Source organism: Flavobacterium tegetincola DSM 22377 (assembly GCF_000425485.1).
In the GTDB taxonomy this organism is placed as follows: Bacteria; Bacteroidota; Bacteroidia; order Flavobacteriales; family Flavobacteriaceae; genus Flavobacterium; species Flavobacterium tegetincola.
In genome coordinates, this window is the sequence record NZ_AUDN01000008.1 from 178,767 (window position 1) to 194,771 (window position 16,005).

Consider the following 16,005-nt stretch of genomic DNA (forward strand, 5'->3'; position numbering starts at 1 on the left):
AAATAATAAGCCGCTTTAACTATAACGGCGCGTTTTTAAACTTTAAAATTCAGGCGTAAAAAATATATTGTTGGTACAATTTGAATAACGGCGGTGCATTTGGGCTGCAATAATAGGCCGTTTGATTTGAGGTTGCTGCGTTATTTTCTGCTTTTGCAAAAATCAATTCTTTTTGTACAGCGGGAATAAACGGCGCTTGTATGTGATAAGAAAATGTTTTGGTGGTAACTTCTTTGCTTTCTTTTTTTAAATCAACTACTTTATCTTTACAGCACGAGTCTTTTTTATTTTCGATTTGAATACAACAACAGTTGTCTTTAGTAGATTCCTGTTTTGACTGCAGCTGCACAGTTTCAAATACCGAAGAAAATGAAGCAATTTCATCTCCACAATAATGCACATTGAAAGCCAATCCGAAATTGGAAATCAAAAGCATAAGTGCTAAAAATAAACTTGTGACATTTTTAATTCGCATACTGCAAATGTAGTTTAAATAATTACTTTAAAAGAATTACAGATTCTGTTTCTTCACCTGTTCTTGCTGAAAGTAAAATCCAGGAATAAACAACAGTAAGAAAATCGGCTGGATTAAAAACCTTCTCACGTAGAAAACAGCCATAACTTTTTCACTAAAAAAATGAATAAGTCCAATAAAAAGCAACATCAGTACCACAAAGAAGAAGAAATACAAATATGCAGTCAATTTTACATGCTCCTTATTTTTAAAAATAATATATATAATGAATACTGACAATGCGGAATTTAAAAAATACCTGACAAACAAACTTAAATAGAGCTTCCATTCTATTAAAGCAGGAATAGAATTATTAGAATATTCTCCTTTAAAAAAAACCAATAGAGGATCGTAGAATAGCGTATTCTCAAAATTCCTAATTAAAGCAAACCCGAATACGGCAAGCACAAACAAGAAAACTCTAGCTTTATGCTGTAGTAGGTTTTGAAACATCTTTTGTAAATTTAGTTACCCAAATAATCCAAAGAACAAATACGGTTCCGTAAATAACCAATGGAAAAACGGTGCCATGCAATAAATGTTCGTATTCAGGATATTTAATAATTCCAATGGTCAATAATGCAATTCGGAATATATTTAGAAAGTGTATGACTAGAAGACCAAACGCAATAAAACACAACGTTTTTCCAAATCCTTTACTAAATGCCAAAATAAAAGCGACAAAGAGAATCATCACACTTATGGCATTACATCCTTCCACAATTCGAACGATTGACCTACCGCCTACGCTAACTATTACCGATGGATCAAATGTACTTGGTCTCAAATCAATCGTATAATCGAATGCTTCCAATACCACTTTTGTTTGCAGTGCCACTACATTGGTAAAGCCATCGTACTCCAAATCAGCAGCATTAAATTGACTTAAATAAAGCTGATAAAAGCCTACAAGTATCAAATACGAGAGTAAGAAAACGCCTAAAAACTGCAAGAAAGGACGGTATTGTATTAAATATTCCTTCAAAATTAATTTTTAACAAATTTATATAATTTTCCAAAGCTACAAATAAATACTTTTGCATAAAAAGTACATTATGACATTTGAAGAATTAAAACCGAAAGTCCAAGATATATTGACTAAAACTGACATTCTCCGCAATGAGAAACTGGTTCAGATTTGCCATCTATTGAAAGACAATATAGATTATTATGATTGGGTGGGTTTCTATTTTAGAAACGGCGACAAAGAAGAATTACTGTTAGGACCCTATGTTGGAGAATCAACGGATCATACTGTTATTCCATTTGGTAAAGGAATTTGTGGCCAAGTAGCGGTTTCCAATCAAAATTTTGTAGTGCCAGATGTTCAAGCACAAGACAATTACATTGCTTGCAGCATTTCTGTAAAATCTGAAATTGTAGTTCCTTTATTTGTAAACGGAGAGAATATTGGACAAATTGACATCGATTCAAGTGTGAGAGATCCTTTTACAGAAGCAGATGAACGCTTTTTAGAATTTGTAAATGCAGAGATAGCAAAAACTTTTTAAGGAAAGGGGTCAAGACACTGATTTACTAATCCAATAAGAACTTAAGTATCAGAACCTCAATATATCATTGCGTTAGACGGTAGAAATATAATTTCTTTTCGATCAAAGCATTATTTAAATAAAAAAATGTCTTACTTTTGCACGCAAATACGATAAACGTATCTACATAATAATCATTAAATAATATTAGCATGTACTTAACTAAAGAAGTTAAAGCAGAAATCTTCGCTAAACACGGAGGATCAGAAGCAAACACTGGAAAATCTGAATCTCAGATCGCATTGTTTACATTTAGAATCAACCACCTTACTGAGCACTTGAAAAAAAATCGTCACGATTTTAACACAGAGCGTTCATTAGTAATGTTGGTAGGTAAAAGAAGAAGTTTGTTGGATTACTTGAAAAAGACTGAAATCAACAGATATCGTGAAATTATCAAAGAATTGGGTATTAGAAAATAATCAATATGAAAAAGAGGTGCACACGCGCCTCTTTTTTTATTTAAGTATTTTGATTTTAGAATTCAGAATTCTTGAGAGTTAGCAATTTAAATTCATTTTTGATATTGCTATTGAAATTAAAAAAAGTTTGGTTTTTCATTGGGTTTTAGAGCAATAACTACGCAACAACAACACAACTAAAACCCATGTTTAATCAATAAGAGAAATAATTATGATTCCACAATTATTTGTAGAAAGCATCGATTTAGGTGATGGAAGAAGCATCACAATCGAGACAGGTCGTTTAGCTAAACAAGCAGACGGTTCTGTAGTAGTAAGAATTGGAAAAACTGTAATTTTAGGTACAGTTGTTTCCTCAAGAAAAGCAAGTCCTGGTATCGACTTTTTACCGTTAACGGTAGATTACAGAGAGAAATTTGCTGCAGCAGGTCGTTTTCCTGGTGGTTTCTTCAAAAGAGAAGCACGTCCAAGTGACAACGAAGTATTAACAATGAGATTAGTTGACCGTGTTTTACGTCCACTTTTCCCATCAGATTATCACGCAGAAGTGCAAGTTATGATTCAGTTGATGTCTCATGACGAAGATGTAATGCCAGATGCATTAGCAGGTTTAGCGGCTTCGGCAGCACTTGCATTGTCTGACATTCCTTTTGAAACGTTGATTTCTGAAGCTAGAGTTGGAAGAATTGATGGGGAATTCATCATCAATCCATCTCGTGCACAATTAGAAGAATCTGACATCGATATGATGATTGGTGCTTCTATGGATTCTATCGCAATGGTAGAAGGAGAAATGAAAGAAATTTCTGAAGCTGAAATGTTAGATGCAATTAAATTTGCACACGAACATATCAAAAATCAAATTTCTGCTCAAATGCGTTTGCAAGCTGCTTTTGGTAAAAAAGAAGTTAGAACGTACGAAGGCGAAAGAGAAGATGAAGCGATTTACGAAAAAGTAAAAGCAGCATCTTACGATAAAATTTACGCGATTGCAAGCAAAGGTTCGGCGAAACACGAACGTTCAGCTGCATTTGACGAAGTTAAAGAAGAAGTAAAAACATTATTTACTGAAGAAGAATTGGCAGCTGATGGAGATTTAGTTTCTAAATATTTCAAGAAAGTCAACAAAGAAGCAGTTCGTAACGTAACTTTAGATTTAGGAACTCGTTTAGACGGAAGAAAAACGACTGAAATCAGAGATATCTGGTGTGAAGTAGATTATTTACCATCTGTTCACGGTTCTGCACTGTTTACACGTGGAGAAACGCAAGCATTGGCAACTGCAACTTTAGGAACTTCTAGAGAAGCGAACCAAATTGATTCTCCATCACAACAAGGAGAAGAGAAATTCTATTTGCACTATAATTTCCCACCATTTTCTACAGGAGAAGCTCGTCCATTGAGAGGAACTTCAAGAAGAGAAGTTGGTCACGGAAACTTGGCACAAAGAGCGCTGAAAAACATGATTCCAACTGATTGTCCTTACACCATTCGTGTAGTTTCTGAAGTTTTAGAATCAAATGGTTCGTCTTCAATGGCAACAGTTTGTGCTGGAACTTTATCCTTAATGGATGCTGGTATTCAAATGATTCGCCCAGTTTCTGGAATCGCGATGGGATTGATTACTGATGGAGATCGTTTTGCTGTTTTATCTGATATTTTAGGTGATGAAGATCATTTAGGAGATATGGATTTCAAAGTAACAGGAACTTCTGAAGGAATTACGGCTTGTCAAATGGACATCAAAATTGACGGATTGAAATACGAAATCATGGAGCAAGCATTAGCTCAAGCTCGTGATGGACGTTTGCATATTCTTGGTAAATTGGTTGAAACTTTAGCTAAGCCAAACGAAGATGTAAAAGCACACTCTCCAAAAATCATTACAAGAAGAATTCCAAATGCATTCATTGGAGCCTTAATCGGACCTGGTGGAAAAGTGATTCAAGAATTGCAAAAAGCAACTGGAACTACAATTGTTATCAATGAAGATCCAGTTACGGAAGAAGGAGTTATTGAAATTTTAGGAACTGATCCTGCCGGAATTGAAGCAGTATTGGCGAAAATTAAATCGATCACTTTCAAACCTCAAATGAATGAGTCTTACGATGTGAAAGTAATTAAAATGTTGGATTTTGGTGCAGTGGTTGAATACCTCGAAGCTCCAGGAAACGAAGTTTTATTACACGTATCTGAATTGGCTTGGGAACGTACAGAAAACGTTTCTGATGTAGTAAACATGGGAGATACCTTCCAAGTGAAATACATGGGAATGGATCCTAAAACTAGAAAAGAAAAAGTGTCTAGAAAAGCGTTAATGCCAAGACCTCCAAGAGATGAAAATGCTCCAAGAGAAGAAAGAGCACCTCGTCCAGAAAGACGTGATGACCGAAGATAAGATTACAACTTTATAAAAGGTTTAATTCAATTAAAACCCCATTTCATTTATTTGAAATGGGGTTTTTAAGTTTAAAATACATTACTTCTTGAAAATTATTTATATTTGGGAATCAATTTAAAAGAATATGTTTACAAAAGAGTTTAAACAAGCGATTCAAGAACTGCCAAGTGCTGAAAAAGACAAGTTAATCTTTCGACTTTTGAGACGAGATTTGGACCTTGCTAACCGGTTGCATTTTGAATTGGTTGATGTGGAAACTGTGGAAGAAAAAAGAAACACCTTTGAAAAAGAGATGTTTACTAAAATAAAACACTATTCTGAACGGTTTTATTCTGTAGGTTATTTGCTGCAAGACACCCGGTTTATGAGTGGGGAGATTACGAATCACGTTAAAATAACCAAAGATAAATTTGGAGAAATTACTTTAAATACAAAAATGCTAATTCAGCTTTTGACACTGAATAATGATAAAATCCAACAACAAACCTATTCAAAATCCTACACTTTGTGTATTTATGTAATTGCACGAGCTTTTAAAATTTTACTTTTGATAAAAGCGATTGACGAAGATTATTTCATTGATTTTAAAGAAGACCTTTCTCAACTTGGAAAACTAATAGGACAGAATCCTATGTTAATGCGAACCGCTATAAATAATGGACTGGATGTAAACTGGCTGCTTTCTGGCGAAATTCCGGAAAACATTGTAGCGATGCATAAAGAAATTCGGGCAAATGGGTTTTTGAAGTAGATTCTAATTTTATATGATTAGTAAATTTTCACCTGCAAGGTTTTTAAAACCTTGTAGGTGTTTTTGATTTTAAAGAACCATCTAATCAAATTTTTTCATTACAAAATAAATCTAAAACTTAAATTCTAAGAAAGCTATATTTGTTTCTACACTAAATCATACAAAATGCACATCGAAACCATTTTCAGCACTATAGCCAACAAAATAATAAACGAAATTGAAACTGCGGAAAAATCTGTTTATATTGCAGTTGCTTGGTTTACAAATAGATTAATATTTGAAAAATTAAATCTACATCGGAGCTTTCAATGAATTTGGAAATGGAAAAAAAATAAAATATAAATGGAAGAATCTGTTGAAAGAAATTTCAGGTTTAACTCATTTTAAATTGCCTTTAAATTAGTTCAATAAATTAAAAACCTACACCGTTTTAGAAACCTTGCAGGATAATTCAACTTTTTTAATTCAACATGAATAAACCCCATTTTAAATAAATGAAAAAAGGGGTTTTTAAGTTTTTATTGTCAAAATTTGCTTTGCAATAACGTACCTTACTCGATAGATTAAAAGAAAAAAAATTATGAAATATCAAGTTACCATCAATCACATCAATAATGTTGATGATTTAGAGCATTATTGGACCAACGAAGATTATGTAAATCTGTTGGCTCAATTTGATTATCCAGAGGCAAAAAGCACGAGTCTAACAGAATTACAAGAACTGCTTTCAATGGCTGTAAGTGATTTTGAACCCAATGATGCTGCTTCAAAGGTATTGGCTTACAAATTAAGTGACCATTTGAATGAAGGACAAATTGACCAACTTTCTAATGAAATGCTGATTGATAAAGTGTGTGAAGAATATCCAGAAATAGGTTTGCATGCCGATTTGTATCAAATCAATCAATTGTTGTACAAAGCCTACAATGGAAAGTTTTTGAATGCTAAAGCAAGTATTATCAGTTGCACGATAACTCCTGATGTTACGGAAAACAGCGAACCACTCTCAAAAGCAGCAATCTTAAGAGTTCTATATGCCGGATTTTCGCCAAGAAACGTGATCAAGCGACTCTTTAATGAACAATTGACTACTGATGTGGAATTTGTTGAAGCCGAAGATATACTTTGGCATTTGAATACCTCAGATAATATAACTTATGAAATAATAACCTCAGAGTATTGGTTGGATAGAGAAGACTTTGCAGCAACCTCCTTCCCTTCTGAAGTCAGTTTCTAATTATTGAAATAGCAATTAATTCTTTAAAGCTTTTACAACAATTCTTTTTTTGCTCCATAAAAAAACCCCATTTCATGAATTTGAAATGGGTTTTTTGAGTTTATGTGAGATTGGATTAAAACAGTCCTTCCACTGATAAATAACGTTCTCCTGTATCGTAATTAAAAGTCAACACCACGGCATCTTGCGGAATTTCTTTCAACTTCTTAGCTACTGCTGCAAGTGAAGATCCTGTAGAAACACCGGTTAGAATTCCTTCTTTTCGAGCTATCTGTCTTGTAAATTCATATGCTTCGTCCTTACCCACTTGAATCACTTCATCAATCGCGTTTGCATGGTAATTTAATGGAACAAAACCAGCTCCGATTCCTTGCAAAGGATGTGGACCAGGATTCCCTCCACTTAAAACTGGCGACAATTCGGGTTCAACGGCAATCACTTTTAGATTAGAAAATTTTTCTTTCAACACTTCAGCAACACCTGTAATATGACCGCCCGTTCCTACTCCAGTAATAATGTAGTCTAAACCGTCTGGAAAATCATTTGCAATTTCTAGTGCCGTAGTGGTTTTGTGGATTTCAATATTCGCTGGATTGTCAAATTGTTTTGGAGACCAACCGTTAGGCGTTTCTTTTACCAATTCCGCAGCGCGTTCAATGGCGCCTTTCATTCCTTTCTCTTTCGGAGTCAATTCAAATTCGGCACCGTAGATTTCCATCAATTTTCTACGTTCGACACTCATCGATTCGGGCATTACTAAAATCACTTTGTAACCCTTTACCGCAGCTACTAGTGACAAACCAATTCCTGTATTTCCAGAAGTGGGTTCAATAATAACGCTATTCGGATTTAAAAGGCCTTTCTTTTCGGCGTCTTCAATCATTGCTAAAGCAATTCGGTCTTTAATGCTGTTTCCAGGATTATTGCGTTCCAGTTTGATCCAAACATTTCTGTTTTCAAATAATCGTTCTAATTTAACGACAGGTGTATTTCCAATGGTTTCTAAAATGCTATTCGCTTTCATATTGCGGTTTTTTAATTTTTAAATTATATACTAAAATTTAGTGCTTCAGGAAATTGGTCCTTGCTCTTTATATTTACTTGACTTTTATGGTATACCAACGATTCAGCGGGAATGGAATTTGTAAGCCAAACATTTCCACCAATAACAGCATCTTTTCCGATGACTGTTTTTCCACCGAGAATAGTAGCGTTTGCATAAATAGTTACATTATCTTCTATTGTCGGATGCCGTTTTACCTCGGCTGCATCTTTAGTTACGGTCAACGCTCCCAAAGTAACACCTTGATACATTTTTACATGTTTACCAATAACCGCCGTTTCACCAATTACAATTCCGGTTCCGTGGTCAATTAAAAAATGTTCGCCAATTGTGGCTGCGGGATGAATGTCGATCCCTGTTTTGCTGTGTGCGTGTTCGGCAATTAATCGTGCTAGAATTCGTGCATTGTTGTTCCATAAAATAAATGCAATCCGGTGTACTGTAATGGCAAAAAATCCTGGATATGCAATCAAGACTTCATTCTTTGATTTGGCCGCGGGATCAAATTCAAAAATTGCATTTAAGTCGTTTGACAAAACTTGATGCAACTTTTCGCACTGGTCGAAAAAATCAGCGCTCATTTGGGTTGCTTCTTCTTTTGTAAATTGTTCTGCTTCCAATAATTGAATTAACAACAAGCTCAACTCTTGCTCTTTATCGGCAAAAAACTGATAATCGATGTATTCCTTTTGAGTACAAAACAACCATTCGGTCATTTCATTGATCCAATACTTAATTTTCTTTTTACTGAAGAATAATTTCTTTTCAAGAAAATTAGCTTGGTAAATGAGCTTGTTTTTTGATTTCATAAAACATCTTTTCTACTATAGTGTATACAAAAAAACTCCCCAATAACGGAGAGTTTCGTGTGATTTTTGAAATTCATCAAAATACTTTATAGCACAAAACCCTCTGATTTAGAGCAAGTGCAACAATGTGTTCCGATGGAATTTATTCTGGACATTCTATTTCCGTTTAGGCTACAAAGTTCAGAATTAATCAATGCGCATCCAAATTAGTAGGGATTACTTTAACGGTTTTTAGATTTGGGAACTTCTAATTGCTGGATTGCAAAATGAATTGTAAACAGCCTGAACTTCCCGATCCGCACCTTTTGCATTAGGGATGGGAACAATTGTTTGAGCTCTTAGGGTGGACTCGAAGGGAACCATAAAGCGAGTGTGGACAGCCCGACCGTAGGGAATGCCCAAAAAACAGCATTTACTAACTATTGAAATACAAAAAAGCCCGACAAAATCTGTAATTCTGCCGGACTTTCTGATGATGTACAAACAAATATTAATTCTTTTTTAGCAAAATTTTCTCTTGTGTAAATTGATATGCGGCATCTAAAAACGACACCATTTTTGCCCAATTTGAATTCGGTTCAAAGTAGTTTTTATATTCTTTGACTGTTTTTATGTTCAATTGATTACCCGAAATCGCAGCTGTCCTGATGAATTTCCCTGTTTCATTTTCCACTTTTTTATTGAGTTTTTCAATCCCTATTACCGTGTAACCCGCTGGAATTTCAAAAATAAACTCATTGTCAAATAATCTTGGAAACGTCATATACACATTATTGACACGGTCTTTTTGTTTTTTATCGACGTCAATTTGATTGGTTAAGAATTTACCGATTTCAATGATGTAATTGTCTCCCGCTTTTTTTACAAGGTTGTTTTTAATGACAAATTTTTCTTCAAATGAAAACGGCTGGTTGCTTCCGTAACGTCCCGTATTTTTAACTTCATAATCCACATCATCAATTTCAAATTCAAATTCTTGAGAAACAATTTTTTTCAACTCCTCCTCTTTTCGTTGTTTCACTTTATCTATAAGTGCCGCAAATTCCTTTTGATACTGTTCCTTTTTCTTTTTATTCCGAACCAATTCCATCAACGGCGTTGTGCCATATTTTGCATAATCTTCGTTCACATAATCATAAAATTCCAATTTATCCGATTGCTCTGATTCTTTAAAATGTCCGAAAAAGGAAGAAACTCTATTGATCTTTAAATCAGTTAAATTGGATTCTAAAGCAATTGTAGTAGTTGTTTTGGAAACGTTATCGGCTGAAGTTGTTTTAGGCAATACGATGTTTTCAGCATCCACCACTTTTTTGCCTTTTGAAACTTGAAGTGCATACGCTTCCGTATTTTCAAGATTGTAATTGAACTGATCTGCACTTGAAAAAGGACTGAAAAACTCTAAATAAATTGGATTTTTAGTATTTACTTTCAGTAATAATGTGACATTATTTTGAATTAATAAATCCTTAATTGGTCCGTTAAAGCGTGCCGTACCAATGATTATGTCGTAGTTGATCTCGTTCTTCTTCAAGAAATTCATGAAGTGATTGATGAACTGCTCCTCATTTTTAATAAAAACCGGATTTTGATACAATTCAAACGGATAAAAAATATTAGTCTCATGCGCCACAAAGGCTTCTACGTATTTTGTAAAATAAACGTGCCTCGTATAGTAATATACCTGTCTTACTTTCTCTTCATCACTGGCAAATGTCTTTGACTTTACAAATGCATTGATTTCACTGATGTCGCCGTATGGTTTGAATTTATTATTGTAATAATTAAAAACGTCGTCTTTGCTCACCGTCTTCTTTATGATGCTTTCTTTTTCCGACAAAAACGCTTCTGCTCCAGCTTCAAAACGGGCAGATCGAGCAAAATATACTTGAAATTTGTAGAACGGTAATTCTGCGGCAGGATAAAACCAGATGGGAAATTCATTTTTCTCAATGTCTTTTGCAACCAGTTCATATTTGCGATCGCCACCTTTGTTATAGACTTCTTTCAATTCGGGCGCCCCATTGTATGTATTGAAATTGATGAAAAAATCATTTTCCGTTTCAAAAAGTAATTTCATTTCCATTGTAGGATAGATATCGCCCAAAGTGGTTTCTACCGGAGCAAAACCCGTTTCATAAAAGGATTTAAAAGGCTCAACCGTATAATAATAGAAGTCAATAATATCTCCAACTTCTAAATTTGCGATGGCAATTTTCTTGGTATCGTCAATATCTTTGGCCTCTTTATCTACATCAACTTCAATTTCCGTTCCGCCCGCTTTTACAATTTTAATTCCCACTGTAGTTGTTCCTCTTTTAAACGAAAAACCTTTTGTAGTATAAAATCGTTCGGCAAATGAAAATTCTGAAAATTGCTGCACAGCATTGGCATCTTGCAATTTAATTCTCTTTCGAACTGCCGATGTATACGTTACACTTTTACCAAACTTGTGAAAATTATAATAATCCTTTTTAAAGATAATTACGGCCGATTCGCCTTTCCACTTGACTGGAACAGCAATTGTGTTTTTATGATCGTCATTTTTTCCCCAAAAAAATTCTTTGATTTCTGCTTTATTTTGAGCGTAGGAAAAGGAACACAACAGCAGTAATAGACAAGGTAATAGTTTTTTCATTCGTTTTAATTAAATTTTGGATAGGACAATATGTTGGTTATAATTGGATTGCAAGTCTTTTACAAACGAATTCCATTTTTCAATTTCATTTGCTTTGATCACTCCGTTTTTAAATATGAACGATTTCTTGTACGATATTTGACTCTCAGATTGTACAAACTGTACATTCACGGAAAAGTTATTTTCGTTGATCGTCAAATTTTCAGGGATTTTAGTCACTTTATAACCTGCCGGAATGGCTAATGAAACGTTGGACTCATAATTGGTTTTGTAATCAAATTCGTAATCTGTTTTACGGTCTTTCAATTCAAAGTTTTTGTACTCGTTCATGTATTCCAAATCCACATACATTTCATTGTCAAAATCTGAAACTCTGTTGTTCACTGCAATATCGTAATCCATGGTCAACTTCTGGTCTCTATTTTTCAAATCAGAATTTTTAATATTATTTACCTTGATATTTTTATCACTGTCTGTTAAATAACGTTCCAATATTTCGTCTTTCTTATCGCTTTTCAAAGAACTGATGCGGTACAATAACTGTGCTCTACTTTCTCCAGCAAAGATTCTTGAACAAGCTCCTTCCAACTTTCCATCAACAATTTTGAGACTAGCTTTGAAAATTTCCTTATTAAATTCGCTGTTTACGCTTGGCACTTTTTCGATTAGAAATTTGTCGCCGTTTTCAATCATGACTTCTTTATTCTGAATTCTTTCGGCATACTCACCAAAAGAATTAAACTTTTCTGTTCCGTCCAAAAAGTATTTTTTGCCTTTGAAAAAAAGCGTACAAATCATGTGGTTGTCCACTGCCAAAGAAGGTGTGGTGTAATCATAAGCAATGTGCTTGGTTCCAATCCAAGTCAGACGTGCGTCAAAACCAGCCAGAGTCAACATTTGCTTGATTAAATTTCCCATTCCTTTGCAATCTCCATATCTTTTATTAAATACATTTTGCGAATCGTCAGGTTTAAAACCTGCTATCCCATCTTCAAATGCAATGTATCGGATGTTGTCTTGCACCCAATAATAAATATTTTTAATTTTCTCTTCATCGGTTTTTGCGTTTGCCGTTAACTCGTTCACTTTAGCTTTAAAAAAACTGTTATCGTCATTCATTTGTCCCACTAAAGAACTGTACCATTTATACAAATCCGCGGTAGAATTAAAAAGGGTAACTTGATTTTCTTTATTCTTAAATGATTTTGCAATCACTAAAACATGCGGATATAGGTAACTTCTTCCTGGTGCATTTTCATCTTGAAAAAGTGCAGGAACATTGAGCATTGTGTATTTATAAGTCACCGCTTTAGTTTCTGGATCTACAGATTGGGATTTTTTAATCGAATTGCCTTCAAAATTAAACTCCTTTAACTCTAAATTGAGCCATGTTGGAACAGTGATTGAAAACTCTTTTTCAATAACAGGATGTTCATCATTGAAGTAAAGCGAAGTAAAATATTTTACATCGTTATATTGCTTTTTAACCTCGTAATTATACGAATAGCCTTGAATGGGAAAACTTAAATTTGCATATTTAACACGAGCGTCGTTGTAAAACAGATCATTGTCCTTATACATTTCATCAATGACTGCGGGATTTGCATTTTTATCGTTTCGGTATTTTAAGCTGAACGATTTAATTTCGGATTCGGTGTCATAAAATTCATATTTCCGAATATCCGCTCGGTGATTGATGTTCATCAACTGTTCCTTCGTTTCGGTATTTACGATGACTTTAGCCTCATTTTTATTTAAATCAAAAGAAATAGTTTCACTACTTTTTAATATAGCTACATCACTTTTAGGAAACTGTTCCCTTAACTTTTTGGCATCTATAACATCTTGCGGCGTTGGCTCAATATTCTTCTGTGCAAGCAATTGCAATCCTGAAAACATCAGAAAAAATAGAACGAGTGTACGTAATTTCATTCAACTTTATTTTTGCGAAATATACTAAATAATACTACTATTTATAAAAATTAAAATATATTTAATTTATTGTAACTTTTTTGCAACTCGCAACGTATAACTAAAGGTATCCATAGTAAAGGGTATTTTGAAATTAAATGAGACAGCTTAAAATAACCAAGCAGGTAACGAATCGTGAAACTGCATCTTTAGACAAATATCTTCAAGAAATTGGAAAAGTAGATTTAATTACTGCTGATGAAGAGGTAGAATTAGCACAAAAGATTAAGGCCGGTGACCAAAGAGCTTTGGAGAAATTAACAAAAGCGAATTTACGTTTTGTGGTTTCTGTAGCAAAACAGTACCAAAATCAAGGTTTGACACTTCCCGATTTGATTAATGAAGGAAATTTAGGTTTGATTAAAGCGGCTCAACGTTTTGATGAAACACGTGGATTTAAATTCATTTCGTATGCAGTTTGGTGGATTCGTCAATCGATTTTGCAAGCTTTGGCAGAACAATCTCGTATCGTTCGTTTGCCTTTGAACAAAATTGGTTCGATCAATAAAATCAACAAAATGTATGCTTTGTTAGAGCAATCTAACGAACGTCCGCCTTCTGCTGAAGAGATTGCAAAGGAATTGGACATGACGGTAAATGATGTAAAAGAGTCAATGAAAAACTCTGGTCGTCACTTATCGATGGATGCTCCTTTAGTTGAGGGAGAAGACTCTAACTTATACGATGTTTTGCGTTCAGGCGAATCTCCAAATCCAGATAGAGAATTAATTCACGAATCTTTACGTACTGAAATTGAGCGTTCTTTGGAAACTTTGACGCCAAGAGAAGCTGATGTTGTTCGCTTGTACTTTGGATTGGGAGATCAACATCCAATGACTTTAGAGGAAATTGGTGAGACTTTTGACTTGACAAGAGAACGTGTTCGTCAGATTAAAGAAAAAGCAATTCGCAGATTGAAACATACTTCTAGAAGTAAGATTTTGAAAACGTATTTAGGATAATAGAATTTGTTCCAAGTTAAAAGTTTTAGGTTTAAAGTTATGCTCGAAACCTGAAACTTGAAATTTGAAACTTTTTACAGTAAACAACAGTCTGATTAACTGTTCGTTTTTTGATTGATGATTGAAACCTCGGCTGATTACCGAGGTTTTTTTTTGCAGGGCAAAAAAACCTTCGGTCAGTTCGAGCACAGCTCTCGGGTTCCGAGGTTTTTTTTTGCACGGCAAAAAAACCTTCGGTCAGTTCGAGCACAGCTCTCGGGTTTCTTATTATCATCCTAAATTTTTTTGCAAAGGAGAAGGATTTTAAAATATTTTATCGCACTTAACTTTTGCTTCAAATACTCATACAAATTTCTCGGTTATTTGACGTTTCAAAACGCTGACAGATTTTAGTGATGCGTTTTCCGAAAGATTAAACGAAGCCGAAAGATTTTAAAATAGCCGCGACTGGGAGGAAAATCCTCCCGATTTTTAATTGGGAGATTTGGGAGGAAGGCGGGAAAATGGAAAAGATTGCTTCGAAACTCGCAATGGACAACGCATGCGATTTGCTCCAATAAACTGTAATTAGATTGCTTCTCCCGAAAGCTTTCGGGATCGCAATGACAAGTCAAGCCGTTCGCTCAAAATCAAAAAATTAAGCTTCCTTATTTGCCAATTGACCACAAGCGGCATCAATGTCTTTTCCACGACTTCTACGGACTTTTACTACGATTCCAGCATTTTCAAGTGCTTTGATGTAAGCGTTTATAGACTCTTCTGATGCTTGTTGGAATTCGCCATCGTCAATTGGGTTGTACTCGATTAGGTTGACTTTACAAGGCACATATTTACAGAATTTTACTAATGCATCAATCGATTCTTTATTGTCATTGATTCCTTTCCAAACCACGTATTCGTAAGAGATTTTACTTTTGGTTTTCCTGTACCAATACTCCAATGATTCGCGCAAATCAGCCAGTGGAAACGCTTTGCTGAACGGCATAATTCTAGAACGGATTTCGTCTATTGCAGAATGTAGCGAAACGGCGAGCTTAAATTTTACTTCATCATCGGCTAGTTTCTTTATCATTTTTGGAACTCCAGAAGTGGAAACCATGATTCGCCTTGGCGACATGCCTAAACCTTCTTCAGAAGTGATCATTTCTATGGCTTTCAACACATTATTGTAATTCATCAGTGGTTCGCCCATTCCCATGAAAACTATGTTGGATAAAGGATGGTTGTGGTACAAACGACTTTCGCGGTCAATAGCAACAACCTGATCGTAAATCTCATCGGCACCTAAATTTCGCATTCTTTTTAAACGTGCCGTTGCACAAAAATTACAATCTAAAGAACAACCTACTTGACTTGAAACGCAAGCGGTGGTTCGCGTATTGGTGGGAATTAAAACAGATTCTACCACCAAACCATCGTGCAAACGGACGGCATTTTTAACCGTTCCGTCTTCACTTCTTTGAATGGTGTCGACATTAATGTGATTGATGACAAAATTATTTTCGAGCATTTCACGCGTTCCTTTCGTAATATTGGTCATATCACTGAAATTATGGGCCGATTTACTCCAAAGCCATTCATATACTTGATTGCCACGAAAGGCTTTGTCGCCATTTTCAGTGAAAAAAGTACGTAATTCTTCTTTGCTCAACGCGCGTATGTCTTTTTTATCCTCTTGCATGCTGCA

14 protein-coding genes are annotated in these 16,005 nt (G+C 34.7%); 6 read left to right on the top strand and 8 right to left on the bottom strand.

What is annotated here, in order from left to right; genetic code table 11:
- Positions 1 to 49: 49 nt before the first annotated feature.
- Genes H602_RS0102330 through xrtF form a run of 3 tightly spaced genes read right to left on the bottom strand, consistent with a single transcriptional unit; the run spans position 50 to position 1,499 of the window.
- Complete coding sequence (locus H602_RS0102330) at positions 50 to 475, bottom strand: HYC_CC_PP family protein (RefSeq protein WP_026976571.1); 426 nt, start codon at positions 473 to 475, stop codon at positions 50 to 52.
- A gap of 36 nt (positions 476 to 511) precedes the next feature.
- On the bottom strand, positions 512 to 967 hold the full coding sequence (locus H602_RS0102335) for an exosortase F system-associated membrane protein (RefSeq protein WP_026976572.1): 456 nt from the start codon (positions 965 to 967) through the stop codon (positions 512 to 514).
- Entirely contained in the window at positions 942 to 1,499 is a 558-nt protein-coding gene (xrtF, locus tag H602_RS0102340) for an exosortase family protein XrtF (protein ID WP_026976573.1), read from the bottom strand. Before xrtF ends, H602_RS0102335 begins: the two co-directional genes overlap by 26 nt.
- 70 nt (positions 1,500 to 1,569) lie before the next feature.
- Between xrtF and H602_RS0102345 the strand changes: the two genes are divergently transcribed.
- The 5 genes from H602_RS0102345 (at position 1,570) to H602_RS0102370 (ending at position 6,875) form a co-directional block, all read left to right on the top strand.
- Positions 1,570 to 2,025: a GAF domain-containing protein gene (locus H602_RS0102345; protein ID WP_026976574.1), complete on the top strand. Its 456-nt coding sequence runs from the start codon at positions 1,570 to 1,572 to the stop codon at positions 2,023 to 2,025.
- A gap of 191 nt (positions 2,026 to 2,216) precedes the next feature.
- On the top strand, positions 2,217 to 2,486 hold the full coding sequence (rpsO, locus tag H602_RS0102350; protein ID WP_026976575.1) for a 30S ribosomal protein S15: 270 nt from the start codon (positions 2,217 to 2,219) through the stop codon (positions 2,484 to 2,486).
- 211 nt (positions 2,487 to 2,697) lie between these two features.
- Positions 2,698 to 4,884 (top strand): polyribonucleotide nucleotidyltransferase, encoded by a 2,187-nt coding sequence (locus H602_RS0102355; RefSeq protein WP_026976576.1) that lies wholly within the window; start codon positions 2,698 to 2,700, stop codon positions 4,882 to 4,884.
- Between the two features lie 127 nt (positions 4,885 to 5,011).
- The gene (locus H602_RS0102360) at positions 5,012 to 5,638 is read left to right on the top strand and encodes a hypothetical protein (protein ID WP_026976577.1); all 627 of its coding nucleotides are present in this window, start codon (positions 5,012 to 5,014) and stop codon (positions 5,636 to 5,638) included.
- Positions 5,639 to 6,218: 580 nt separating this feature from the next.
- The gene (locus H602_RS0102370; RefSeq protein ID WP_026976578.1) at positions 6,219 to 6,875 is read left to right on the top strand and encodes a hypothetical protein; all 657 of its coding nucleotides are present in this window, start codon (positions 6,219 to 6,221) and stop codon (positions 6,873 to 6,875) included.
- Positions 6,876 to 6,990: 115 nt separating this feature from the next.
- Here the strand turns inward: H602_RS0102370 and cysK are convergent, their stop codons facing one another.
- The 4 genes from cysK to H602_RS0102390 form a co-directional block, all read right to left on the bottom strand.
- A complete protein-coding gene (gene cysK, locus H602_RS0102375) occupies positions 6,991 to 7,899 on the bottom strand; it encodes a cysteine synthase A (protein ID WP_026976579.1) in 909 nt (302 codons plus the stop codon).
- Positions 7,900 to 7,922: 23 nt separating this feature from the next.
- Positions 7,923 to 8,747 carry a serine O-acetyltransferase EpsC gene (epsC, locus tag H602_RS0102380; RefSeq protein WP_084404192.1) on the bottom strand — a complete coding sequence of 275 codons (825 nt, stop codon included), beginning with the start codon at positions 8,745 to 8,747 and terminating at the stop codon, positions 7,923 to 7,925.
- Positions 8,748 to 9,237: 490 nt separating this feature from the next.
- Entirely contained in the window at positions 9,238 to 11,385 is a 2,148-nt protein-coding gene (locus H602_RS0102385; RefSeq protein WP_026976581.1) for a DUF3857 domain-containing protein, read from the bottom strand.
- A gap of 9 nt (positions 11,386 to 11,394) precedes the next feature.
- Positions 11,395 to 13,317, bottom strand: coding sequence for a transglutaminase-like domain-containing protein (locus tag H602_RS0102390; RefSeq protein WP_245574902.1), 1,923 nt, complete (start codon positions 13,315 to 13,317; stop codon positions 11,395 to 11,397).
- A gap of 137 nt (positions 13,318 to 13,454) precedes the next feature.
- Here H602_RS0102390 and H602_RS0102395 point away from each other — a divergent pair, with 137 nt between their 5' ends.
- Positions 13,455 to 14,318, top strand: a complete 864-nt coding sequence (locus H602_RS0102395) for a sigma-70 family RNA polymerase sigma factor (protein ID WP_026707723.1) — start codon at positions 13,455 to 13,457, stop codon at positions 14,316 to 14,318.
- A 637-nt stretch (positions 14,319 to 14,955) separates the two neighbouring features.
- Here H602_RS0102395 and rlmN read toward each other — a convergent pair.
- Positions 14,956 to 15,999 carry a dual-specificity RNA methyltransferase RlmN gene (gene rlmN, locus H602_RS0102405; RefSeq protein WP_026976584.1) on the bottom strand — a complete coding sequence of 348 codons (1,044 nt, stop codon included), beginning with the start codon at positions 15,997 to 15,999 and terminating at the stop codon, positions 14,956 to 14,958.
- Between the last annotated feature and the right edge of the window lie 6 nt (positions 16,000 to 16,005).

Coding starts and splice junctions, on each gene's coding strand:
- H602_RS0102330 (WP_026976571.1), bottom strand. CDS start 475: ATGCGAATTAAAAATGTCACAAGTTTATTTTTAGCACTTATGCTTTTG.
- H602_RS0102335 (WP_026976572.1), bottom strand. CDS start 967: ATGTTTCAAAACCTACTACAGCATAAAGCTAGAGTTTTCTTGTTTGTG.
- H602_RS0102345 (WP_026976574.1), top strand. CDS start 1,570: ATGACATTTGAAGAATTAAAACCGAAAGTCCAAGATATATTGACTAAA.
- rpsO (WP_026976575.1), top strand. CDS start 2,217: ATGTACTTAACTAAAGAAGTTAAAGCAGAAATCTTCGCTAAACACGGA.
- H602_RS0102355 (WP_026976576.1), top strand. CDS start 2,698: ATGATTCCACAATTATTTGTAGAAAGCATCGATTTAGGTGATGGAAGA.
- H602_RS0102360 (WP_026976577.1), top strand. CDS start 5,012: ATGTTTACAAAAGAGTTTAAACAAGCGATTCAAGAACTGCCAAGTGCT.
- H602_RS0102370 (WP_026976578.1), top strand. CDS start 6,219: ATGAAATATCAAGTTACCATCAATCACATCAATAATGTTGATGATTTA.
- cysK (WP_026976579.1), bottom strand. CDS start 7,899: ATGAAAGCGAATAGCATTTTAGAAACCATTGGAAATACACCTGTCGTT.
- epsC (WP_084404192.1), bottom strand. CDS start 8,747: ATGAAATCAAAAAACAAGCTCATTTACCAAGCTAATTTTCTTGAAAAG.
- H602_RS0102385 (WP_026976581.1), bottom strand. CDS start 11,385: ATGAAAAAACTATTACCTTGTCTATTACTGCTGTTGTGTTCCTTTTCC.
- H602_RS0102390 (WP_245574902.1), bottom strand. CDS start 13,317: ATGAAATTACGTACACTCGTTCTATTTTTTCTGATGTTTTCAGGATTG.
- H602_RS0102395 (WP_026707723.1), top strand. CDS start 13,455: ATGAGACAGCTTAAAATAACCAAGCAGGTAACGAATCGTGAAACTGCA.
- rlmN (WP_026976584.1), bottom strand. CDS start 15,999: ATGCAAGAGGATAAAAAAGACATACGCGCGTTGAGCAAAGAAGAATTA.